At 38.4% G+C, this 22,719-nt stretch carries 21 protein-coding genes; 7 read left to right on the plus strand and 14 right to left on the minus strand.

What is annotated here, in order from left to right:
* The first annotated feature begins 23 nt into the window (after positions 1 to 23).
* Positions 24 to 1,484 carry a WS/DGAT/MGAT family O-acyltransferase gene (locus OSH00_RS16795; protein ID WP_266131381.1) on the plus strand — a complete coding sequence of 487 codons (1,461 nt, stop codon included), beginning with the start codon at positions 24 to 26 and terminating at the stop codon, positions 1,482 to 1,484.
* A 102-nt stretch (positions 1,485 to 1,586) separates the two neighbouring features.
* On the opposite strand, the gene OSH00_RS16800 is transcribed toward OSH00_RS16795, so the two are convergent.
* From OSH00_RS16800 to OSH00_RS16825, 6 genes are all read right to left on the minus strand, one after another.
* Positions 1,587 to 1,760 carry a PA1571 family protein gene (locus OSH00_RS16800; protein WP_004829508.1) on the minus strand — a complete coding sequence of 58 codons (174 nt, stop codon included), beginning with the start codon at positions 1,758 to 1,760 and terminating at the stop codon, positions 1,587 to 1,589.
* Positions 1,761 to 1,890: 130 nt separating this feature from the next.
* The gene (gene rng, locus OSH00_RS16805) at positions 1,891 to 3,345 is read right to left on the minus strand and encodes a ribonuclease G (protein WP_196076337.1); all 1,455 of its coding nucleotides are present in this window, start codon (positions 3,343 to 3,345) and stop codon (positions 1,891 to 1,893) included.
* Positions 3,346 to 3,396: 51 nt separating this feature from the next.
* A complete protein-coding gene (locus OSH00_RS16810; protein ID WP_266131382.1) occupies positions 3,397 to 3,963 on the minus strand; it encodes a Maf family nucleotide pyrophosphatase in 567 nt (188 codons plus the stop codon).
* Complete coding sequence (gene mreD / locus OSH00_RS16815; protein WP_266131383.1) at positions 3,951 to 4,448, minus strand: rod shape-determining protein MreD; 498 nt, start codon at positions 4,446 to 4,448, stop codon at positions 3,951 to 3,953. The genes OSH00_RS16810 and mreD overlap by 13 nt, the downstream gene beginning before the upstream one ends.
* Positions 4,435 to 5,292, minus strand: coding sequence for a rod shape-determining protein MreC (gene mreC / locus OSH00_RS16820; RefSeq protein ID WP_151803868.1), 858 nt, complete (start codon positions 5,290 to 5,292; stop codon positions 4,435 to 4,437). Before mreC ends, mreD begins: the two co-directional genes overlap by 14 nt.
* Positions 5,293 to 5,323: 31 nt before the next feature.
* A complete protein-coding gene (locus OSH00_RS16825) occupies positions 5,324 to 6,364 on the minus strand; it encodes a rod shape-determining protein (protein ID WP_005033052.1) in 1,041 nt (346 codons plus the stop codon).
* Positions 6,365 to 6,498: 134 nt separating this feature from the next.
* On the opposite strand from OSH00_RS16825, the gene gatC reads away from it, so the two are divergent.
* The 3 genes from gatC to gatB are packed head-to-tail and all read left to right on the plus strand — an operon-like array spanning position 6,499 to position 9,819.
* Positions 6,499 to 6,813, plus strand: coding sequence for an Asp-tRNA(Asn)/Glu-tRNA(Gln) amidotransferase subunit GatC (gene gatC, locus OSH00_RS16830; protein ID WP_196076340.1), 315 nt, complete (start codon positions 6,499 to 6,501; stop codon positions 6,811 to 6,813).
* Positions 6,814 to 6,865: 52 nt separating this feature from the next.
* Complete coding sequence (gatA, locus tag OSH00_RS16835; RefSeq protein ID WP_266131384.1) at positions 6,866 to 8,344, plus strand: Asp-tRNA(Asn)/Glu-tRNA(Gln) amidotransferase subunit GatA; 1,479 nt, start codon at positions 6,866 to 6,868, stop codon at positions 8,342 to 8,344.
* A complete protein-coding gene (gene gatB, locus OSH00_RS16840; RefSeq protein WP_266131385.1) occupies positions 8,344 to 9,819 on the plus strand; it encodes an Asp-tRNA(Asn)/Glu-tRNA(Gln) amidotransferase subunit GatB in 1,476 nt (491 codons plus the stop codon). The genes gatA and gatB overlap by 1 nt, the downstream gene beginning before the upstream one ends.
* A gap of 42 nt (positions 9,820 to 9,861) precedes the next feature.
* Here the strand turns inward: gatB and OSH00_RS16845 are convergent, their stop codons facing one another.
* On the minus strand, positions 9,862 to 10,482 hold the full coding sequence (locus OSH00_RS16845) for a TetR/AcrR family transcriptional regulator (protein WP_266131386.1): 621 nt from the start codon (positions 10,480 to 10,482) through the stop codon (positions 9,862 to 9,864).
* Between the two features lie 111 nt (positions 10,483 to 10,593).
* On the opposite strand from OSH00_RS16845, the gene OSH00_RS16850 reads away from it, so the two are divergent.
* On the plus strand, positions 10,594 to 11,460 hold the full coding sequence (locus tag OSH00_RS16850; protein WP_266131387.1) for a metal-dependent hydrolase: 867 nt from the start codon (positions 10,594 to 10,596) through the stop codon (positions 11,458 to 11,460).
* Between the two features lie 618 nt (positions 11,461 to 12,078).
* Here the strand turns inward: OSH00_RS16850 and OSH00_RS16855 are convergent.
* From OSH00_RS16855 to OSH00_RS16885, 7 genes are all read right to left on the minus strand, one after another.
* Positions 12,079 to 13,266: a patatin-like phospholipase family protein gene (locus tag OSH00_RS16855; protein ID WP_266131388.1), complete on the minus strand. Its 1,188-nt coding sequence runs from the start codon at positions 13,264 to 13,266 to the stop codon at positions 12,079 to 12,081.
* Between the two features lie 694 nt (positions 13,267 to 13,960).
* Positions 13,961 to 14,704, minus strand: a complete 744-nt coding sequence (locus OSH00_RS16860) for a hypothetical protein (protein WP_266131389.1) — start codon at positions 14,702 to 14,704, stop codon at positions 13,961 to 13,963.
* A gap of 146 nt (positions 14,705 to 14,850) precedes the next feature.
* A complete protein-coding gene (locus OSH00_RS16865) occupies positions 14,851 to 15,345 on the minus strand; it encodes a DinB family protein (protein ID WP_266131390.1) in 495 nt (164 codons plus the stop codon).
* Between the two features lie 255 nt (positions 15,346 to 15,600).
* Entirely contained in the window at positions 15,601 to 16,122 is a 522-nt protein-coding gene (locus OSH00_RS16870) for a hypothetical protein (protein ID WP_266131391.1), read from the minus strand.
* Between the two features lie 649 nt (positions 16,123 to 16,771).
* On the minus strand, positions 16,772 to 17,788 hold the full coding sequence (locus OSH00_RS16875; protein ID WP_266131392.1) for a hypothetical protein: 1,017 nt from the start codon (positions 17,786 to 17,788) through the stop codon (positions 16,772 to 16,774).
* 261 nt (positions 17,789 to 18,049) lie between these two features.
* A complete protein-coding gene (locus OSH00_RS16880) occupies positions 18,050 to 20,122 on the minus strand; it encodes a M13 family metallopeptidase (RefSeq protein ID WP_266131393.1) in 2,073 nt (690 codons plus the stop codon).
* 212 nt (positions 20,123 to 20,334) lie between these two features.
* Positions 20,335 to 21,219 (minus strand): LysR family transcriptional regulator, encoded by an 885-nt coding sequence (locus tag OSH00_RS16885; RefSeq protein ID WP_266131394.1) that lies wholly within the window; start codon positions 21,217 to 21,219, stop codon positions 20,335 to 20,337.
* 177 nt (positions 21,220 to 21,396) lie between these two features.
* Here OSH00_RS16885 and OSH00_RS16890 point away from each other — a divergent pair, with 177 nt between their 5' ends.
* Entirely contained in the window at positions 21,397 to 21,978 is a 582-nt protein-coding gene (locus OSH00_RS16890; RefSeq protein WP_266131395.1) for a chromate transporter, read from the plus strand.
* Between the two features lie 6 nt (positions 21,979 to 21,984).
* A complete protein-coding gene (locus OSH00_RS16895; RefSeq protein ID WP_266131396.1) occupies positions 21,985 to 22,503 on the plus strand; it encodes a chromate transporter in 519 nt (172 codons plus the stop codon).
* Positions 22,504 to 22,719: the final 216 nt, after the last annotated feature.

Consider the following 22,719-nt stretch of genomic DNA (forward strand, 5'->3'; position numbering starts at 1 on the left):
TTGCAGTGAGGCAATCCAAGACCATGCGCCCATTACACCCTATTGATTTCATTTTTTTAAATTTAGAAAAACGACAGCAACCGATGCATGTTGGTGGATTGTTCTTATTTCAAATACCTGAACATGCACCCTCAACGTTTATACAAGACCTCGTCGCTGATATTCGCAATTCAAAGTCTATTCCTGTTCCTCCATTTAACAATCGTCTTAATGGTTTATTTTGGGATGAAGATGAAGAATTCGATATTGATCATCATTTCCGTCATATCGCCCTGCCTCATCCGGGACGTATTCGTGAATTATTGGTTTATATTTCACAAGAACATAGCGCGCTGATTGACCGTGCAAAACCGCTTTGGACCTGCCATATCATTGAAGGGATCGAGGGCAATCGTTTTGCCATGTATTTTAAAATCCATCATGCAATGATTGACGGTGTTGCAGGTATGCGTCTTTTAGAAAAATCATTCTCTAAATATGCGCACTCAAAAACCATTGTTCCACCATGGTGTGTTGAGGGTAAACGTGCCAAACGTCTTAAAGAGACCAAACTTGGACGGGTCAAAAAAGTATTTTCCGCATTAAAAAATCAAGTTGAAGCTGCCCCAAAAGTTACTCAGGAGTTGTTTCAAACTGTCTTTAAAGAAATGGGCAAGAACCCTGACTATGTTTCAAGTTTTCAAGCACCGAGTAGTTTATTTAATCAACGGGTAAGTTCTTCTCGGCGTTTTGCAGCACAATCTTTTGAACTTGATCGCTTTAGAAACATCTCAAAAGCACTGGGTGTAACCATCAATGATGTTGTACTTGCAGTGTGTTCGGGCGCTATTCGGGATTATCTAATCACCCAAGACGCCTTGCCTAAAAAACCTTTGATTGCCATGGTGCCTGCCTCATTACGTGATGACGATTCGGATATGAGCAATCGCATCACCATGATTTTGGCAAATTTAGGTACCCATAAAGAAGATCCTTTAGAACGCTTAGATATCATCAAACGTAGTGTACAAAACGCCAAGAATCGCTTTAAACGCATGAGTTCAGATCAAATTCTGAATTATAGTGCTTTTGTTTTTGGTGCTGCAGGTATCAACATTGCATCAGGGCTTATGCCCAAGCGTCAGGCTTTTAATGTGATTATTTCCAACGTACCGGGTCCAAGAGAACCTTTGTACTGGAATGGTGCTAAACTGGATGCACTCTACCCAGCATCCATCGTACTCGATGGTCAGGCATTGAATATTACCATGACCAGTTATCTGGATAAATTGGAAGTGGGTTTAACAGGTTGCCGTAAATCATTGCCGAAGTTGCAAAATCTACTGACACATTTAGAGAATGAGATTCAGAAATTTGAACAACTGATTACGCAAAAAAATGCCACGGAAAAATTTGTTGAACCACCCGTTGAAAAAAACGACGATACGCCAGTCTATACACAAGATCTTATCGTTGAATCAAATACAGTAGAAAAGCCTGCTTAGGCTTTTCAATCTTCACTTAACGGATGATTTCTTATTGATCATTAGATTTGAGTGATATAAAAATTTAATTCTATAAAAAATTAAGGGGCTTATTGATGCCCCTTAATCTTTAACATTACGACATTTATTGAGTAATTGGTGGCAGACATTTACAACCATGTCTTTGGTAATTTTCACTTCTTGACCATTGTCATCCAACATTACACATGTATTCTTAGGTTGGTTTTCTAATACATGCTTTATACCGCGACTTATTAATTGTTCACTTACGCTCATTTTATGACCTCACTTGCTAAGACTGGTAGGGAGAGAGTCTTTGGCTACCTTTGCAATCTAGTATTGTGAAATCAGCTTAAAAAGTAAAATTTCAGATGTAACAACTGTTTAACGACATCCTGTTACAATTTTAACTTAAAATGATATCGTATTGCTCTTGCGTGTATAAATTTTCAACCTGAAATTTAATCACACGATTAATAAAATGCTCCAAATCCGCGACAGCTGGGGCTTCTGCTGTTAAAAGCCGATCAATCACAGAAGGATGACCGATAACAGTAAAGCCACTCTGAGATTCATAAGCGCGTGTATATCGAAGAATTTCTCGAAAAATTTCGTAACACACTGTCTCTGCTGTTTTTACAAATCCACGCCCCTGACAGGTTGGACATGATTCACATAACAAATGTTCCAACGATTCACGGGTACGTTTGCGTGTCATTTCCACCAAGCCCAGTTCAGAGACTTGGGTAATTTTAGTCTTGGCATGATCACGCTCAAGCATTTTCTCAAACTGGTTCATGACTTCTTCGCGATGCACAGCTTCCTGCATATCAATGAAATCAATAATAATAATGCCACCCAAATTACGTAACCGTAACTGACGTGAAATGACCTGTGTTGCTTCCATGTTGGTTTTGAAGACAGTATCCTCAAGGGTACGACCGCCCACATAAGAACCTGTGTTGACATCAATCGTGGTCATTGCTTCCGTCTGGTCAATCATCAAATAACCACCAGACTTTAATGCAACCCGAGTTTGTAATGCTTTTTGAATGTCTTCTTCAACATTGTACAAATCAAACAATGGGCGTTCACCAGGATAGTGTTGCAAACGGCTACCCATGCTTGGAACAAACTCTGCCACAAACTCTTGTAACTTCGCATGTATTTCACGTGAATCGACATAAATCGTTGCCGTGTCTTCATTTGCTAAATCACGAATCACGCGTTGGGGCAAAGGCAGTTCTTCGAAAATCAGTGAAGGAACCGCAATAATTTTCTGCTTTTTCTGAATAAATTCCCAAAGCTTAGCTAAATAAGCCATGTCCTGTGCAATGGATGCTTCATCAATTCCATCAGCTGCTGTACGAACAATGACTGAACCAGGAAGCTTATGCTCTTCTTGAATCCTTTCAATCATTGAACGCAAACGATCGCGTTCTTCTTCAGACTCTATCCGTTGTGAAACGCCAATATGGCTACCATAGGGCATTAAAACCAGATAGCGTGAAGGAATAGAAAGATCAGTACTGAGTCGTGCCCCTTTAGTACCCAGCATGTCTTTCATCACTTGTACTGTCAGAATCTGACCGGGTTGCAATAGTTCAAAAACATTCGGCGTAGGCTGATTACGTGGCCAAATCATATCGTTGATATGTAAAAATGCGGTGCGTGACAAGCCAATATCCACAAAAGCAGCCTGCATCCCGGGCAGGACACGCACGACCTTTCCTTTGTAAATATTACCGACCAACCCTCGTTTAACAGTTCGCTCAACAAATAATTCATTGACCGTACCATTTTGAATTAACGCCACACGACACTCCATAGGTGTGACGTTAATCAGTAACTCGTCAGACATAATTCAACTCAAAACATTATAAAAATTCTTTTTTGCAGTTAATTTCGTGCCTCAACTGCATTGATCTAAACGATCAAGTAATTGTATCGTTTCATGTAATGGTAGCCCAACGACATTGCTATAACTACCATTAATCCGTGTCACATATTTCGCGGCAATGCCTTGGATTGCATATCCACCCGCTTTGCCTAAAGGTTCACCTGTAGCCCAATACGCTTCCATATCACTGAGAGTTAAAGCTTGAAACTCAACTTCTGTACGAACCACGGTACTCAACAATTGATGGGCATTTGCAACACAAACACCTGTCAACACCTCATGCTTCTGCCCTGACAATAATGTCCAAATTTCAAAAGCATGCTGCTTGGATGCTGGTTTACCAATAATTTGATCGGCAAAAACCAAACTTGTGTCCGCAGCAATAACCGTAGCTTGCGGATACAAGCTTAAAACGGCTTGTGCTTTACTTTGAGCCAAACGTAATACATAGCGATCAATCTGCTCATGTTTATATACAGATTCATCAACATCCGGGCTATGGATGTCAAAGTCCAAGCCCAGCTGTAACAACAGTGCTTTACGTCTTGGCGAGCTTGAAGCAAGAATTAAATGCGCCATCTTTTCAATAAGTAGTAAAGAATTGGCCAGCAAAAAATACTGGAGACCAAAGTTTGCCAATGACGTGTTATTGAAAAATGTGTTCCTGCCATCACTTGTGCCATAAAAGTAAAGGTTAAATGTGCAAGAATTGCCAACATACTGATCACCCAAAGGTTACTAAATGTCAGCACACGTCTCTCACGAATAAAATAACGTGTTAAAAAAGCAATCAGTACATAACTTAATGCATTCATGCCCAATGGTGCATCCAACAAAAGATCAGTGAACAGACCCAACGTAAATGCAAACCAGATCCCACACCAAGTTGGCTGACAAAGCACCCAAAAAAGCATGATTAAAAACATATACAGTGGACGCCATCCCGCTACTGCATAGGACATCGGATAAACCACTAAAATCGATGCAATCACGATCGAAACAATGATGATCCATAGTGGATCCTTACGCTGTTTTTCTGATGGCAGTTTTTTAGCGATCAACATTTGGCTGCTCCATCGCTAATGAATCCGAGAAAAGTACCACAACATGATGCCCACCCGCCAACTGTGCAGCTGGAACAACATCGATTTGTGCAAACTCTCCAGTATTATGCCGCATTACTTTTGACACAGTACCAACCAAATAACCTGCTGGAAAATGCTGACCTAAACCAGAACTATAAACCTTATCACCCACTTTGATGTTAGCACTTGTTGGAACATATTCCATTTTCAAATGCCCTAAATCGCCTGTACCTGTCACAATGGCTCGCATACCTGAGCTTTCAAGACGGACAGATAAAGAATGTTCTTTATCAGAAAGCAACATGACACGGCTACTGTGTGGATAAACGTTGATGATCTGCCCCATGATCCCTTTATCATCTAAAACAGTCTGACCGACTTTAAGATGATTTGCTGAACCACGGTTGATGATAATGATATGACGTAATGGATCGGCATCCGTTCCAATCACTTCAGCAATCTCCATACGTCCATCAATAATTAACGGTGTATCGAGTAATCCTCGTAATCGGGTATTCTCAGCAGAAAGTTCTGAGAGTTTTTGCAGACGTACTTGAGCCTGAAGCAATTCAGCTTGCATCGCAGTGTTTTCACGACGCAACTGAGCTTCAGATTTTGTTTGTTGATTCAGCCATTCTTTCGACAATACAGGATAACTTGCTAAGGCATAAATTGGATTATATGCCGCGTACAAGACCTCTCTTGCAGGTTGAATCACTTGAGGCATGCGCCAGTTAAAGAACAACACTACCAGGCAAGTGATGACCGCAATGATAAAAGAGCGAAAAGATGGCGGTTGTCTTGAAAAGAGATTCGGTTGCACCGCCTCATCCTTAAACTTAATCGAGTATAGTTTAGCCTACAAAAAGCATATCATGGTTTGGATTGTCAAAGAATTCCAAGACTTTTCCACCGCCACGAGTCACACAAGTTAAAGGATCTTCAGCAACAACAACAGGTAGACCTGTCTCTTGAGCAAGTAATTTATCCAGATTACGCAGTAATGCTCCACCACCTGTTAAAACGATTCCACGTTCAGCAATATCTGAAGATAATTCTGGTGGCGTTTGTTCAAGTGCAGATTTCACAGCAGATACAATACTTTGTAATGGATCAGCAATCGCCTGCGTGATTTCATCGGAAGTCACTGTAATTGCGCGTGGAACACCTTCAGCAAGGTTACGACCACGAACTTCAATTTCTAAAGTCTTGCCGTCTGCTACTGCCATTCCAACTTCTTTTTTGATGGTCTCAGCAGTCGTTTCACCAATTACACAACCATGTGCTTTACGTACATAATTAATAATTTGCTCATCGAAAACATCACCGCCGATACGTAAAGAATCTGCGTATACACAACCTTGCAAGGAAATAATTGCAATTTCAGTGGTACCACCACCGACATCAACGACCATAGAGCCACATGCTTGCTCTACAGGCATACCCGCACCAATCGCAGCAGCCATAGGCTCTTCGATCAAACGTACATCACGGGCACCAGCATTGAATACAGCTTCACGAATCGCACGGCGCTCTACCAAAGTTGATTTACACGGTACACAGACAACAACACGAGGCGCAGGTGGGAATAGGCGTTTTTCATGCACTTTACCAATAAATTGATTTAACATGGTTTCAGTGACTTCGAAATCAGCAATAACGCCATCCTTCATCGGACGGATTGCAGAAATATTGGCTGGGGTACGACCAAGCATTTGCTTAGCATCTAAACCCACAGCTGCAACAATTTTCTGCGAACCACTGTGACGAATCGCCACAACTGTCGGTTCGTTTAATATAATGCCCCTTCCTGGTGCATAAATAAGTGTGTTTGCAGTACCTAAATCAATGGCTAGATCTGGCGAAAACAAGCCAATTAGTCGTTTTAGAATCACGGGTCGTTCTCAGTTTAAACTTTATATGGACGCAAGATGGCAACTTTAACTAAATGTGATGATTTGAACAAGTCAATCGCTTATTATAACGCACGATATTTTGAATTTTTTTAAAACTGATTAGGTGAGACATCATGTCAAGTTCAGATGTTCAGCATTCTGCAGAATTAAATGCACAAACTGTATCGCAAATCGCCAATCTTGCTCGATTGTCGCTTAATGATACGCAATCTGCTGAATATGCTCAAAGTTTAAATAAAATCTTAGGGATGATGGAGACCTTAAAAGCGATCAATACCGAGGGTGTTGAACCGCTTAAGAGCCCATTCGATCATCCGCAGCCACTTCGTCCTGATGTTGTATCGGAAAGCAACCATCGTGAAGAATATCAAGCCATTGCTCCTGCAGTTCAGGATGGTTTATACCTTGTTCCGAGAGTGATTGAATAATATTTGATCAGTTAAACTTATTTTTAAAAATTAATCGTAAAGAATTGTACTCATGACTGATTTACACCGTTTATCGATTCGTGAAATGGCAGAAGGTTTAAAATCTGCCCAATTTTCATCTCGCGAATTGACTCAACACTATTTAGACCGTATTGCGAAACTTGATGATCGTGTTAACTCGTATGTAACGGTTACTCCCGAATACGCTTTGGCTCAAGCTGATGCTGCTGACAATTTATTAAAAAATGGCACAGCGGGTCCTTTGGCCGGCGTTCCACTGGCACACAAAGATATTTTCTGTACTCAAGGAATTAAAACTTCTGCGGGTTCAAAAATGTTGGATAATTTTATTTCACCTTATGATGCAACCGTTGTAGCCAAAACAAAAGCTGCCGGTTTAGTGACTTTGGGTAAAGTCAACATGGACGAATTTGCCATGGGCTCTACCTCTGAAAGCTCATTTTACGGGGCAACGAAAAACCCATGGAATTTAGAACATGTCCCAGGTGGCTCTTCAGGCGGTTCTGCCGCAGTGGTTGCTGCTGATCTAGCCCCTTTTGCAACAGGTACAGATACAGGCGGATCTATTCGCCAACCTGCATCATTTTGTGGTTTGACAGGTCTAAAACCCACTTATGGTCGTGTCTCTCGTTTCGGGATGATTGCTTTCGCGTCTTCCTTGGATCAAGGGGGCCCTATGGCACGTTCAGCTGAAGACTGTGCCTTTTTGATGAACACCATCGCAGGTCATGATGCAAAAGACTCGACATCAGTCAACAAAGAAGTAGATGACTATGTTGCAAACTTGAATGCAACTGCTGTGACGGGATTACGAATTGGTATCCCGAAACAATACTTCAATGTTCAAGGTCTAGATGCGGACGTCAAGGCACGTGTTGAAGAGTCATTGAAAACACTGGAAAGTATGGGCGCAATTTTGGTTGAGATTGATCTCAATATGACTGAAGCTTATGTACCGACTTATTATCTGATTGCACCTGCTGAAGCATCTTCAAACTTGTCACGTTATGATGGGGTCCGCTATGGCTATCGCTGTGAAAACCCAAAGGATATTTTAGACCTCTATAAACGCTCTCGCTCTGAAGCATTTGGTGCTGAAGTACAACGTAGGATTTTGATTGGTACTTATGCCCTTTCAGCGGGTTATTACGATGCTTATTACGTGAAAGCACAAAAAGTACGTCGTCTCATTCAACAAGACTTCTTAACTGCTTTTGAAAATGTTGATGTGATTGCTGCACCATCTGCACCAACGACAGCCTACAAAATTGGTGCAAACCTCAGCCCAACAGAAATGTATCTAGGCGATATCTATACACTTGCGGTGAACTTGGCAGGTTTACCGGCCATCAATGCGCCTGTTGGTTTTGATAAAGACAGCTTGCCTGTAGGCTTACAGCTCATTGGAAATTACTGGTCGGAATCACAACTGCTGTCGATTGTTCATCAATATCAACAAAACACGGACTGGCATACCCAACGTGCAGCAATCGCTGAGGAGAATGCATAATGACTGAAGTTCAAAAGTTAGCACCTTCAAAGTTGATTGACGGTTGGGAAGTCGTGATTGGAATCGAGATCCATACCCAACTCGCAACGCAGTCTAAAATTTTCTCAGGTTCGTCAACTGAATTTGGTCAGGATCCAAATACACAAGCCAGTCTTGTTGATTTGGCTATGCCAGGTGTATTGCCAGTATTAAACCAAGAAGTGGTTGACCTTGCGATTCGTTTTGGTTTGGGTATTGATGCCTATATCGATCAGGCATCGGTATTTGCACGTAAGAACTACTTTTATCCAGACTCTCCAAAAGGCTACCAAATCAGCCAGATGGACAATCCAATCGTAGGGCTAGGTCATATCGACATTCAGCTTGAAGATGGCACAGTGAAGCGTATAGGTGTAACACGCGCACATTTGGAAGAGGATGCGGGTAAATCCATCCATGATCAATTTGAAGGTATGTCTGGCATTGATCTAAACCGTGCAGGTACACCTTTACTTGAAATTGTCTCTGAACCTGATATGCGCTCGGTTGAAGAAGCTGTTGCCTATATCAAATCCATTCACACTTTGGTGCGTTGGTTAGGGATTTCTGACGGCAATATGGCTGAAGGTTCATTCCGTGCTGACTGTAACGTGTCATTACGTCGCCCGGGACAACCGTTTGGTACACGCTGTGAGTTAAAAAACCTCAACTCGTTCCGTTTTATCGAACAAGCCATCAATGTTGAAATCCAACGCCAAATGGACATCTTGGAAGAAGGTGGTTCAATTGATCAGGAAACACGTTTGTTCGATCCAAATAAAATGGAAACACGTTCAATGCGTTCCAAGGAAGAAGCCAACGACTATCGTTACTTCCCTGACCCTGATTTGTTGCCTGTGCTCATTGCGGATGAACAGATCGAAGCGGCACGTGCTGCTCTTCCTGAGTTACCGAAAGCACGTCGCGCACGTTTTATCGCAGATTTCGCTGTCACTGAATATGATGCACATGTATTAACACTTTCTCGTGAATTGGCAGACTTCTATGAAGCGGTTGTTAAAGCTTCTGGTGGCGCAGCTCAAGGTAAACTTGCTGCAAACTGGGTGATGGGTGAGTTCTCAGGTGCTTTAAATAAAGCTGGCTTAGAGTTGGCTGACTCTCCTGTTTCTGCTGAACAATTAGGAGGTATGATCGCACGTATTGTCGACAATACAATTAGCGGTAAGATTGCCAAGCAAGTGTTTGGCTTTATGTGGGAAGAAGGCAAAACTGCCGATGCCATTATTGCTGAAAAGGGCTTGAAACAGGAAACTGATACAGGCGCAATTGAAGCCATGATCAAAGAAGTGCTTGCTGCCAATGAGAAAATGGTTGAAGAGTATAAATCTGGTAAAGAGAAAGCATTCAATGGTCTTGTTGGTCAAGTAATGAAAGCCTCTCGTGGTAAAGCCAATCCTGCTCAAGTCAATGAATTGATGAAGAAATTGCTTGGTTAAGTTGCTTTAATATTAGAAGAGAACCCGCTTTAGAGCGGGTTTTTATATTTTTAATTTATGACGATCATCATCGATATAGGACATTGTAATATCAATTAGGCAATCAATTAATTCTTCAAATGTAAAACCCATATTCTGAGATGAAAAAAAGTTTATCGTCAGGGCAACACTGGAATTAATTAAAATATAAACCATCAATTTTAGATTTTTTATTCTTAATACTTCAGGATGTTTAACTGCATATTCAATCGCTAAGGTATTGATTGCCTTTACTGCTTTTACATGACTCGCTTCAGTACTGTATTTGCTAGAAACACTCAACCAATAGAAATATTTATTCTCATCTTTAGCTAAAAATTCACCAATATGTAAAAAAATTGATCTGATTGCTTCAGGAATTTCCATTTCTTGAATCGTAGGGATAACCTCGTAAATCACTTTAGCAAGTTGTTCAATAAAATGTTGCTGCATTTCTACAAACAAGGCTTCTTTATTTTTAAAATATTCATAAAAACTTCCAGAACCCACTCCTGCAATTTCACATACCTTCAATACTGTAGTGTAATCCAAGCCATTATTTTTTACCGATATAAATCCTGCATCAACTATAGACATATAGGTATTTTTTGATCTACTTTGTTTTGGTTTTCTTATAGTTACCATCTTAAAAACTCCATAATTAAATCCGTCTTTTTCCCGTATAAATTCACTGATAGATTCTATATACAAAACAAATATTGTTCAAATTATCACCTACTGCAAAGGGAAAAGAAAATGAATATTGCGCCACAATCTCTACAAAGAATCATTCGTCGTAATGTGAATATTCCATTTGATAAAAGCAAAAAATTTACTTTTTACTATGAACATAATTCTGTAGTAACCGCGCTTTTTGTCGTGTTGTCAGCCATGTTTCCACCCGGTGAATTGTTTTTCATTGAGAGTGTACGAAATGTTCGTGATCAAATTACAGATGAGAAATTACTAGAAGATATTCGAAATTTTATTGCCCAAGAAGCCTTTCATAGTCGGGAACATCAGTCACTGAATCAACATCTCATCCAGTCAGATTATCCTGAAGTTGCAGAGATAGAAGCTAAAACTAAAGCTAAATTAGATGAGTTTCGAAAACTTCCCAAAGTTGAACAATTGGCTGCAACAGTAGTGATGGAACACTATACCGCAACCCTTGCACGATTATTATTAACTGATCCGTTAATTAAACAGAGAACAATTCAAGAAAATAGAAACCTTTGGGAATGGCACGCACTCGAAGAACTTGAACATAAATCTGTCGCATTTGATGTATTGGTTGCGATAGGCGGCAACACGACGAAAAACAGAAGAATAGCACTGACACGGGTGACTAAACTTCTCTCTCCAGTACTGTTTAATTACTGGATAAAAATATTACGACGGAGTGATATAAAGTTTTCTATTCGGGAGCTAAAAGATGGTATATATCTTGGCTTTGGAGGAATAAATCGTATGGGAATCATCTCAAAAGCTATGATTGAGATGTTAGATATAAGAAATCATGATTTCAATCCACTACATATGCAAACAGAACAACTTGAAGCAGAATATCGTGAAAAGTTATTTGGTGAGACTGGTACACTGACAAAAAATCTTAAAAGCTAAATCATCGTTAACACCAATTAAATTACAGGGTACTGATAAGCAGTATCCTATTCAAGTTAATAAATTGATGAAGAAATTGTTAGGTTCATATTAAAAGAAAGCAGGCTTAAATGAGCTAAGTCCCAAATATTGCACAGTTTTAGTTTAATTTGCATTCTCATGATTATAATAATAGGTATAGTGTCCTAGCTCAGACCTGACATTTATCCATTTTAATTGTTACAGTCTTTTTAAATTTGAGTTAAATTCTTCTCAGTCCAAATTCGTTTTCCATCGAAATATTATCCCCCCTTTCTACTCGTATTTTGCTTAATTTTATTTGCTTTAATTCTATTCCTAAATTGGCTCACTTGATAATCACAACCTTGATCTGAATAAAGCATAAGTTTGTATTTTCATGAACTTGGTAAATAGCAAAAGTTTTCATTTAAAATCCATCAATAAGCAGACTTCTTTCATAAATCACTTTTTGCTCAACTCTAATATTAAATATCTGTAATCAAATTAGACCTCGAACCAAAATTTTTCCATTTATTTAGATATTTAGAGAGTATTCTAGAAAAATTTTTTAAGTATTCGTGTGCATCCATTGACGCTCGCTGTATTCAAGCAGGCTTTTTATCTCATCAAAACTTCTTTTGGTAAACTTTTATGCCATTGTTGATGGGTAGCAGCGAAGTTGAACCCGTATTCATATAGCTTTTGCATATAGTGTCTATCAAACTCCTGAGCATGCTCAACGTTGAAATCCTCTCCAATATAAGCAAGATTAAAATCTACATTGTCTTGTTTTGCAATCTGAAAGAGATGTAATAAATCATTTATCCCCTGTGATTGAATTAGAATATTAATTGCTCTTCCACCAATACTTAAAGTTCTTTTCTTCGTTTCACTCCAATTTGATTTTAATCGACCATTTCTGATTACATACATATGAACTTCACGACTTAAATGTTTTCCAGTGACTCTCTCCAACTCTTCCATAAGAGTAGCTGGATAGAGAAATACTTGACTGACAACACCACCATCTACATGCATTTCCTGATATTTTTTTCGATTGACTTCGACATCAATCATTACTGGGGAGACAACTCCTGGAATACTTGCTGATGCAATAATAATTTTGCAAAAGAGCTCTAGCGCATTGGGTGAATTACTTGAAGCAATTTCACCCATATTCCAAATCACTTGCCGTCCTGAATCCAAATCTGTTGTTCCGATTTGTAATACACGTCCTTTTCTATATTCCTTTGCAACTAAATTCAAAATCTCAGGTGTGATGTACTGCTTAAGTATTTTGGCAAGAGGTTTACTATTTGCCATTCCATCCTTAGCTAATCCCATAAATATATTACGATGTTGAAATATTTTATCAGGTCCGACAGATGTCGCTACTGTTTGCAAAATATCATCATATGGCGTGCCAAGAAATGCAAAAGGCGCAATAAGCGCCCCAGTACTAATACCTGTAACCACCTTAAAATAGGGGCGCTGACCACTAGCACTTAAGCCACCAAGGACCCCTGCTGCAAATGCACCATTGTCACCTCCGCCTGATATAGCCAACACTGAAACAGGAAAGTCATCACAGGAAGTCCCGAAAGACGCTTTTTCTCGTTGATCATCTTGAATAATCGTTTGAATAAACGTACTCAAATCTCGATCAAACCAAATTCTAGCATTTGTAATATCAGGAATAGTTGCATATTCGGTGAACTCTTCAGGAACAGCATTTAGACGAAAATGATATCTACAAGCTTTTCTAAATGTAGTGAAAATAAGTTTAGAGCGATGAAAAAACTTCACAATCCACCTCCAAAATGACCTTGATGTCTGATTTATTATTTTGGGAAAACAGACATATGTTTTATAAAAATTAGGTCTACGATCTAAAATTAGCTCTAAACACCATAATTTGCAATAACATCACCAATCAACCCTACTATTATTTTTCGATATTTAAATACCTCGTATAAAGCTAGATAAGGTGCATTACCCAACCTCTATACACGTGTAAGCATTTCACAGTGATGTAGGTCGTGAGCAATCCAATCGACCCTATGTCCTTGTTGAGGATTATAAGCTCAGGGCTAACCCTTCTGTAAGGTCGATAATAAATAATCAATCCCATACTGGAACGTGAACATTTCCCCCCCTAATATTGACCTAAACTAAGATATGCTGCACTCATCTGAATAATATTATCTGATTCAATATAGGGACTTACAGGTTTAGACCTTCCTAGCTATAATTGGAATCCTTGAATATGAGAGTGAAGCAGTAGATAACTCTTTACGGCGCTAAAAACCATAACATGATTACATCCATTCCACACTGCAATCTTTCAATATATCCGAATCAATTGCAGGGTCATGGCAGTACATTGCAGATTGAATAAAAAAAGTGGCTGTTGCAACTCCATAATGAGGATGAAATGGTTTTAAAATGATAAAGTATAAATATTCTGAAGTTTTTATGGCTATCTAAATGTTCAAAAAAATTATTTTTTAAACCAATAATCCCATTTCTCTTGATCAACGCCAAACTTTCCTTGCCACCATCGTGTAGGATAGTTCACATCATCATTTTTAATCGGTCGGTGCTCTCTTTCAGGATAAGTTACATAATTGTCTGCATAACCAAAATGCTTATCATCATGCAAAATACCAATCACACCAAAAATTTCTAAAAGTCCCAAACGTTCTTCGTCATTAGATTTAAGGCTTTGAGCAATGCCTTTCTTTAACTGTGCAATTCTGTCATTTGGCTGTGCATTTTGAATAATTGATTTGAGTTGATTGAGAATGCGGTAATCTGCCTCATTCGGTTCAACAACAGGAAATCTAGAAAATTGCTCTACATCAAATAAAACTGAAATCAAATTTTCTGTACAACTCCCATGTTTGTATTTGAAATAATTCATCGTATTAAATTCAATCGGATCTTCAAATTCAAATCGATGTAGACCACACACAGCACAAATCGTTGGATTCGGTGCTGGGCTCGCAATAAAATCATGTTCAATTAAACTTTTGCCAATACAATAACTCGATAAAAAGGAACGATATTCTAATTGTCGAGTACTGAGGCTATAGATAAATGCATTTACGACATCTTGCTTTTCAATATGATCAACTGCATTTTTGATTCTTGTGCAAATCTCATTATGGCTTATTTTCTCTTGATCAAACATGACTGAATGACTTTTTGCATATTCAAATTCATCATCTGTAATGAATTTCATATAGTGATCCCAATAAAACCAATTTTCTATGCTTTCATCCTGCGAACATTTGATGGTTTTAAATAAAATCTTGACAGCTTTCTTGTCCATAATCGTTGATCTATTTCTTAAAAATTTTAATTTAATATTGTAATGATACAGATTTTTTATCCTGCTCTACGCTCAGGTTCACGTTGATGAATAAAGACCGTATATGTATCTGCAGGATGAGTGACCTGAGCATGATGCAAAGCATGGGCAATATTACCCCGATGGTATGTGCCATGATTGATGATATGAAAAAGAATTTCTTCTATTGAAAGTGAGCCTGTTTTTTTATCGATAAATTGAAAATGAATGATTTCAGCCAGTTGATTCGATTTAATCTGTTTTACAAACCCAATAAACCAAACATGAGAACATTCAATCCGTTGTTGCAACTCATCTAATGCAGGTAATACATCTGTATTGGTTTGAGTATGTAAGGCTTTTTTATTTTCTAGCCGAGATCGAAAGAGTTCTTCGACAATGATCATATGATTGAATTGCTGCTGAGCAAACTGATAATCTTCTAAATATTTCACCTGATCTATCTGGTCAATTGCTTGAAATAAACGTCGATCCGACCATTGTTTATATAAAAACAGCTTTTCAAAATCCATTCAAATGACCTAAAACACTCTTACAATTCAATCATTAAAATAGCATGTAAGTGATTTCAAAAACCAATATTTCATTTCAGTGCTATAACTTCACTGACAGGCATAAGCTTAATCTAGTATGAGCACTAAACTAAGTACCTTCTATAGATTGATTCCTGCTCTCATATCTCTATCAGGATAAAGAGCAGCTCAAGATTAAATATTAGTTAAGCAAGCGGAAATTCTTTCTGCTGAAAAAAAGTTCACAGAAATTATTTATTGACGAATCGTTCCCAATTTATTCCAAATATCTGGGGTTAAAAATGTCATCACCAGTTTATTTAAGTCGACATAGCGAAGTACACCCTGCAACTGTTTTTTGACCTCAGGGTTTTTAACAATATCTTCGCCTGTACTGCGTCCTAATTCTTGAAAACTGTCGCCTACTGCTTGTAAACCTTCAGTTTGAATCACCGCTTTTGCCTGTACAGCACATTGTTCAACAATGACGCGTTGTAAAACCTGAGCAAATTTTTGATCGAGTTGGGTTCTTTGAGCATCACTAACATTACTCAATGCTTTTAAATCAGGATGAGCTGATAAAGCAGCGAAAGTCCACTGGAGAACAGTAGTTTTATCTGTTGCAGTTGTCGCTTTGACCAAACAATCGCTGAGTTGGTCTACTGTGGGTCCTGCAACAGCAAATTGTGTAGTTCCCATCAATGCGCTAGCGATCAATACAGTGCGTCCAAGTTTTGAGAACTGATTTGAAATAAAGGAATGAACTGGGCGTGACATGGGAAAATTTCCAATTGAAGACTAATCCAGTTGTAACATAAATGACAAATCAGCACTTTTGTGACTCTGTAACTTGATAGGGTTCTCATTTTCAAACACAACAAAAATTTTAAATAAATTGAAAAATATTTTTCAGTTCGCTTGTTTCTCAGCATGCTTTTTCAATGTCTGTCTTTTATGATGTTTATTTCGTATTATTTTAAAAATTTTGCACGATTGTGTTTAGAATATACTGTAAACATCATATGAAAATTAAAAACAAAACTTTATGTCAATGCTGTATGTCACACTGTCATGTCTAGGTATTATTTTCTCAATCTGGATGTATATGCTGATTTTTTGTGAAAATCCTCCAAAAATAAACATAAGCAAACTGCAACAGTGGTGGCTATCACATAGACATCATCCTGTTAGGTCGATAATTGATTACATCTTTAGTAAAATCAGCGACATGTTCAGATGGGGCTTTCACATTTTAAAAAAACTGGGACATTTTTTAAAAGAATTGTTTGCTGAGATTATTGTTCATCTCATTTTGCGCTCAATCTTGAATCTCATAAAAGCAATATTTCATGTGCTCGCAAGAATCTTTGACTAGCTCTGGCTTGAATCCATAATGTTGGACGATCCAACTTCAATCCACTGCCCATCACTTCATTTGCTTTAACATATGTTTAGCAACGGCATGATTTTGATTGGTCGATAAATTCTGCAAAATCCGTTTAGCACGATCTTGCGGATTAGAAAACCGTTGACCATAACTCGGTACATTGGTTAAACATCTAGCCACCAAGACACCTGATTCTGCGTAGACATTGATTCCGCTTGTTCCATGCAAACGCCCATAGTTATAGGCTCTTTCGGCATTATTACAGGCATTGATCTGATTTTGTCCACGTCCCAAATCTTTACGTGCAGCACTGTATAATTGCATCTGCTGTGCTTGCGGTGTATTCACTACTTTTTCAACTTGCGGTTTTTCCTTCACTTCCTCAACAACCTGTACAACAGCCTTCTTTTCTTCAATTGGTTTTACAGAAGTAGTTTTCACCGCAGAATTTACATACGTATTTTTTGAATTGTTGGTTTTGATTTCAGTGTTCTTCGCAGGGTGATGCTTTGATTTCTTTTCTTGCTGGGCAATTATTACATTACTGTTAGTGTTATACAGTTTTTTTAATTCATCCAAAGATAATACTCTGGTCTGTAAGATAACAGCACGAGTCTCAGTTTGTGCCAGCTTTCGCTCGGATAAAGGTTCAATTGAAACATACCATTGTTGACCATTACTTTCGACACAGTGATATGCACCAATCCCTTGTTTCACACTGCTATAGGTATTCAACAGTTTCTTTGTCCACACATCTTTGACCAGCTTCATGGTACTGGTTTCAACCTGGCTAAATCGACCGCCTTTGGCAACACAATAACGGTTTAAATAGGTTTTGGGTGTTAATGACTGTACTGATTGATGGCCTTGTTTAGGTCCCCAATCATAAACATATTCTTTAGATGAACGTTGATTATCGTTGATATTTTTCTTATCAATCACTTCTTGCGGAGACGCATACTGTTTAAAGGTATCAGATGTTGAAGTCGAGATGCTTGTACAAGCCTGTAGTACACAACCCGCCCCAGCAAACCAAAAGAATGCTTTTAAATTCACCTAACATTTCTCAATTGTATTTTTTAAGAAAATAGCTGAAAAAAGCCAAAATAACAAACTTATTCTATTGAATTTATTCACTATTTATCTAAATAAAATGATAAAAAAATCACAAAAACTTGAATTAGGGATAATCAATTACTTGAATCTAAAAAAAGCTCAACCTAAACAGCTATTTTCAAAGGCATTATTGAACCAAAAATAGAGATGATCATAAACCCCACCAAACCATCAGCTGATTTGGCAGGTTGATTCACGACATTACCAAATGGTGACACGTTTATTGGCAGGTAAATACATCTTGTCTCCTTGTTTAAGATGGAAGGCATCATAGAAAGGCGCTTGATTGAGTAAAGTCGCATTACCACGGACTTTATCTGGTGAATGCGGATCACGTTTTAGAAACTCTACTTGCATGGCATCGGTGATTTTTGAGCGCCATGCTTGAGCCCAACCGATGTAAAAACGCTGTTCACCGGTTAAATTATCTAACACAGGTGCAGGCTTCCCATTGAGTGACAATTGATAGGCCTTATAGGCAATCGCTAAACCAGAATTATCGGCAATATTTTCACCCAATGTTAATTCACCATTGACATGGTAACCTTTGACCGGCTCATAAGCATTGTATTGAGCTACCAGTGCACTGGTTTTTTCTTTAAATTTTCGGTGATCATCTGCAGTCCACCAGTTTTTCATATTACCCAACTCATCAAACTGGCTGCCTTGATCATCGAAACCATGACTAATTTCATGACCAATAATTGCACCAATCGCGCCATAGTTCACTGCATCATCAGCATCCATATCAAAAAATGGAGGTTGTAAAATTGCTGCTGGGAAAACAATTTCATTTAAAGATGCATTGTAGTACGCATTGATTGTTTGCGGTGTCATGCCCCATTCATCACGATCTACAGGTTTACCCAATTTGTTCAACGCATATTGATGTTCAAACTCACGTGAGCGAAGTACGTTTCCAATCAAATCATTGTTTTTAATCTCTAAAGCTGAATAATCACGCCATTTGTTTGGATAACCGATTTTTACCGCAAAACTGGCCAATTTTTTCTGTGCTTGGACTTTCGTTGCCGGACTCATCCAGTCCAACTGTTCAATACTGTGTGAATAGGCTTTCATCAAATTTTGAACCAGTAATTCCATACGTTGTTTTTTCTCAGCAGAGAAATATTTTTTCACATAGATCTGTCCTAGACTTTCACCCAAAGTCCCTTCGACCAATTGCACTCCGCGCTTCCAACGCGGTTTCTGCTCTTTGATTTCTCGTAATTGATTACTATAGAAATCAAAACTATTGTCTACAAAAGCTTTACTCAACAATGGTGAAAAATCACTGACCAAATGGAACTTAAAATAAGCTTTCCACGCATCGAGTGAAGTATTGTCTACAATTGGACTTAAACCTTTAAAATAGCTCGGTTGAATCACCTGAATGGTTTTAATTTTATCTGCCAATTCTTGTTTTTCTAAATAGGTTTTCCAATCAATTTTTGGACTGAGATTGGCTAAATCTTCTGTTTTATAGATATTATAGAGTTTGGATACATCTCGATTTTGTACATTACTCCACTGTATTTTCGCAATTTGCGTTTCTAATTTTAAAATTGCTTGTGCATGTTGCGCAGCTTGAGTATCACCAGCCAGTTTTAATGTTTTTTCAATATAGCTGAGGTACTGCGAACGTACTTTTTTAAATTTTGCATCATTCTTTAAATAATAATCACGATCTGGCAGTCCCAACCCTCCTTGTCCCAGCATCGCAATCATTTGTGTAGAATTTTTCATATCTTGGTCAATGCCTACATCAAACGGGCTGGTGACGCCAATACGTGAAAAATGAGCAGCTAATTGTGCAATATCCTTTTTGTTTTTAAGGGCGTCAACATTTTCAATTTCAGCCTGAATGGGTTGAATACCCAGTGCTTCTATCGCTTTTTCATCCATAAAATTCGCATATAGTGTGGCAACTTTCTGCTCAGAACTCCCATGAGTCAACTGTTGTTTTGACAGCTCATCGACGATATCGTGCAGTTGTTTTAATGATTCTTCATGCAAAATATCAAACGTCCCCCAACGTGATTTATCTGCAGGAATTTCAGTGTTCTTTATCCAACCACCATTCACATGCTGATAAAAATCATCACTGCCTTTTACAGTTTGATCAAAATATTGATCATCAATCCCTGATTTTTTCTGATCTTTTGCAACAACAGGCATCATTTGGGTTGTTTGCGCCGTTGTTTCTGCCCATAAAACTGTAGAGGACAACATCATTGCTGATACTAGAACATTTTTTACAAATTTGAGTTTCAAAAGCCTATCCTCAATTCTAATTTTTAACACTAAAATTTAAAAAGATCATACTAATCCGCAGTAAAGCTTTCATGTGTAGCAAAAATGCAATGATTCCGTTATTTTTTAATTTCTTAACGACTCTATACAGCATCAATTTAATGCAATCTCCTCATTCGCCTGATGTAATATAAACCTTATGCCAAACAATTCATTTTGATTGAGCACAAAAATTAATCCAGTAAATTTAAAATATGTTTTAAACGTACATTTTCAACATTTTGCTGATACACAGCGTAAATGGGTGCGATACATGTGGTGTCTGCTTTTAATACTTTATAGACAATCTGTTTATTCCAAAAATCCCGAATTGCTTCAGGAACAATGGATAAACCAATCCCTGCTGCAATCAAATTTAGACTCGATGTTAAACGAGGCGCTTCTTGGACAATCCTTGGACTGAAACCCGCTTGATAACAACATGCCAAAATATTGTCAAATAAATCCTGCCCTGCCAATCGACGATATAGCACAAAGTCATAGGGTTCTAAATCCAACAGATCAATCACTTCGCCCTGTAAAGCCAAGGGATGATTACTCGGCAAAGCGACAATTAATGGTTCATCCAAGACATGTAAGCTTTTTAATCCCAAATTAATGGGTGCGGGTTTACGTAAAAATACGATGTCATTTTTTTCATTAATAATTGAATCAATCAGTGAACTACTCGCATCCTCTTCTAAATGAATGGATACAGCAGGAAAATTTTCACGGAAATTCCGTAACAATGCCGGTAAAAAAGAATGCAAACCTACTGAGTTGGTGAAGCCAATATTGATCTGTCCTTCTAATCCTTTCGAGATATTCTGTACGCGTTTTGGAATCGCCTGCGCGTGTGCAAGGATTGTAACTGCTTCCTGATAGAGTGCTTTACCTGCTTCAGTCGCCTCAACCCCACGAGGTAAGCGCTTTAATAACGTAGTATCCAATTCATCTTCTAGATTTTTGATTATTCGTGTTAAGGGAGGTTGCTGCATATTCAAACGTACAGCTGCACGAGAAATATTGCTTTCTTCAACCACTGCAACAAAAGCCTTGAGTTTCTGAATATCGATCATGCGTCCACCTCAATATAAAAATCTATCCAATGGCTTTGGAGGTCAATTTGCGAAAAAGACTCTCTAAAACCATACTTTTTAAGTATGAATAACAGCAAAAATAGCATTTTTAATTATAACTAAACAAGCAGATAATCACATTCAATCCATACAGGACAGCAAATTGAAGAGGTCTAAATGAATAGTGAAGCAATGCCAATGGAACAAACCATTGAAACACCCGATTGCAGAGCATTATTTTTAGGCTTTATGAAGCTTGGTTTAATGGGCTTTGGTGGCGTACTTCCACTGGCGCATCGTTTAATTGTTGAAGATCAAAAATGGCTGACAGCTGAAAAATTTACAGATTTACTCGGTGTCTGCCAAATTCTACCAGGGGGTAATATTGTCAATATGGCTGTCGCCATTGGCTATGATTTTGCAGGCATCAAAGGTGCAATCAGTGCTGTAGTCGGATTGATGTTGGCGCCGACAGTGATCGTGATTTCACTGTATCAAATCTATGTCAATTTCCAAGAGATTGTTTTTGTTCGCCACATGATCCAAGGTTTAGCGGCGGCGGCGGCAGGTTTACTGTTTGCCACGGGCTTTAAAATGCTAAAACCGATTATGAAAAGCAAACTGACCTATTTCACCATTTTGTTAACCGTTATTTTCATGTTATTGGTGAAACTGCCTTTGGCCTTGACACTGTTGATTTTAGTCACAGTGAATATGGTTGTTTTAGCATTTAAACAACATAAATTCACTCAGGAGTAGAACAAAATGTATGTCCTTATCGCACTCACTTTAGTTTTTACTCAATTGTCATTACTGGCATTTGGCGGTGGAAATGCCATCTTGCCAGAAATGCAACATCAAGTGGTGGTGGTTCATCAGTGGATGACTGCTGAACAATTCAGTTCTATGTTTGCAATGGCACAGGCTGCACCCGGTCCCAATATGATGATTGTCCCTTTAGTGGGTTGGCATGTTGCTGGGCCGATGGGACTGCTTGTGACATCTTTTGCCAAATTCGGACCCTCTTCAATTATTACAGTCTATGCGCTTAAATTTTGGAATAACTTTAAAAGTCATCCTTTACGCATTAGATTTGAAAAAGCATTAAAACCCATTACTGTTGGCTTAGTTCTTGTGAGTGCATGGATTATTGCCCAAGCCTCAGCTCAAAATATTTTACTGATCACTATCGTTGTCCTGACTGTACTACTCAGCGTATTTAAAAATGTGCATCCTGTATGGTTAATGCTGATTGGTGCGGGAACAGGTGTACTGATTTTGTAGCAAGGTCGCGATCATTAGGTTTTAACAGCTTTGAATCAAGCTTGGAAAACTGGGCTACTATAAAATGCAAAGCCTACAAAATGTAATATCAAACATTATTATTAATTTAATATAAATGAAATGGACGTTGCTTTTTCATTCGCCAATTTTACCTTACGTTGTGGTTGGCGATATGGACACCGCCTTCGGTCAAAAGCGATATGGATATCTCCTCTG

The organism is Acinetobacter nematophilus, assembly GCF_026344175.1.
Taxonomy (GTDB): domain Bacteria; phylum Pseudomonadota; class Gammaproteobacteria; order Pseudomonadales; family Moraxellaceae; genus Acinetobacter; species Acinetobacter nematophilus.

Bases quoted from the DNA above. Each gene is read 5' to 3' on its own strand.
- gatC (WP_196076340.1), top strand. From the start codon at position 6,499: ATGTCAAGTTCAGATGTTCAGCATTCTGCAGAATTAAATGCACAAACT.
- rng (WP_196076337.1), bottom strand. From the start codon at position 3,345: ATGTCTGACGAGTTACTGATTAACGTCACACCTATGGAGTGTCGTGTG.
- OSH00_RS16885 (WP_266131394.1), bottom strand. From the start codon at position 21,219: ATGATCGATATTCAGAAACTCAAGGCTTTTGTTGCAGTGGTTGAAGAA.
- gatB (WP_266131385.1), top strand. From the start codon at position 8,344: ATGACTGAAGTTCAAAAGTTAGCACCTTCAAAGTTGATTGACGGTTGG.
- OSH00_RS16860 (WP_266131389.1), bottom strand. From the start codon at position 14,704: ATGAAATTCATTACAGATGATGAATTTGAATATGCAAAAAGTCATTCA.
- OSH00_RS16795 (WP_266131381.1), top strand. From the start codon at position 24: ATGCGCCCATTACACCCTATTGATTTCATTTTTTTAAATTTAGAAAAA.
- OSH00_RS16870 (WP_266131391.1), bottom strand. From the start codon at position 16,122: ATGTCACGCCCAGTTCATTCCTTTATTTCAAATCAGTTCTCAAAACTT.
- OSH00_RS16865 (WP_266131390.1), bottom strand. From the start codon at position 15,345: ATGGATTTTGAAAAGCTGTTTTTATATAAACAATGGTCGGATCGACGT.
- OSH00_RS16845 (WP_266131386.1), bottom strand. From the start codon at position 10,482: ATGGTAACTATAAGAAAACCAAAACAAAGTAGATCAAAAAATACCTAT.
- gatA (WP_266131384.1), top strand. From the start codon at position 6,866: ATGACTGATTTACACCGTTTATCGATTCGTGAAATGGCAGAAGGTTTA.
- OSH00_RS16850 (WP_266131387.1), top strand. From the start codon at position 10,594: ATGAATATTGCGCCACAATCTCTACAAAGAATCATTCGTCGTAATGTG.
- OSH00_RS16890 (WP_266131395.1), top strand. From the start codon at position 21,397: ATGAATAGTGAAGCAATGCCAATGGAACAAACCATTGAAACACCCGAT.
- OSH00_RS16895 (WP_266131396.1), top strand. From the start codon at position 21,985: ATGTATGTCCTTATCGCACTCACTTTAGTTTTTACTCAATTGTCATTA.
- mreD (WP_266131383.1), bottom strand. From the start codon at position 4,448: ATGTTGATCGCTAAAAAACTGCCATCAGAAAAACAGCGTAAGGATCCA.
- OSH00_RS16810 (WP_266131382.1), bottom strand. From the start codon at position 3,963: ATGGCGCATTTAATTCTTGCTTCAAGCTCGCCAAGACGTAAAGCACTG.
- OSH00_RS16800 (WP_004829508.1), bottom strand. From the start codon at position 1,760: ATGAGCGTAAGTGAACAATTAATAAGTCGCGGTATAAAGCATGTATTA.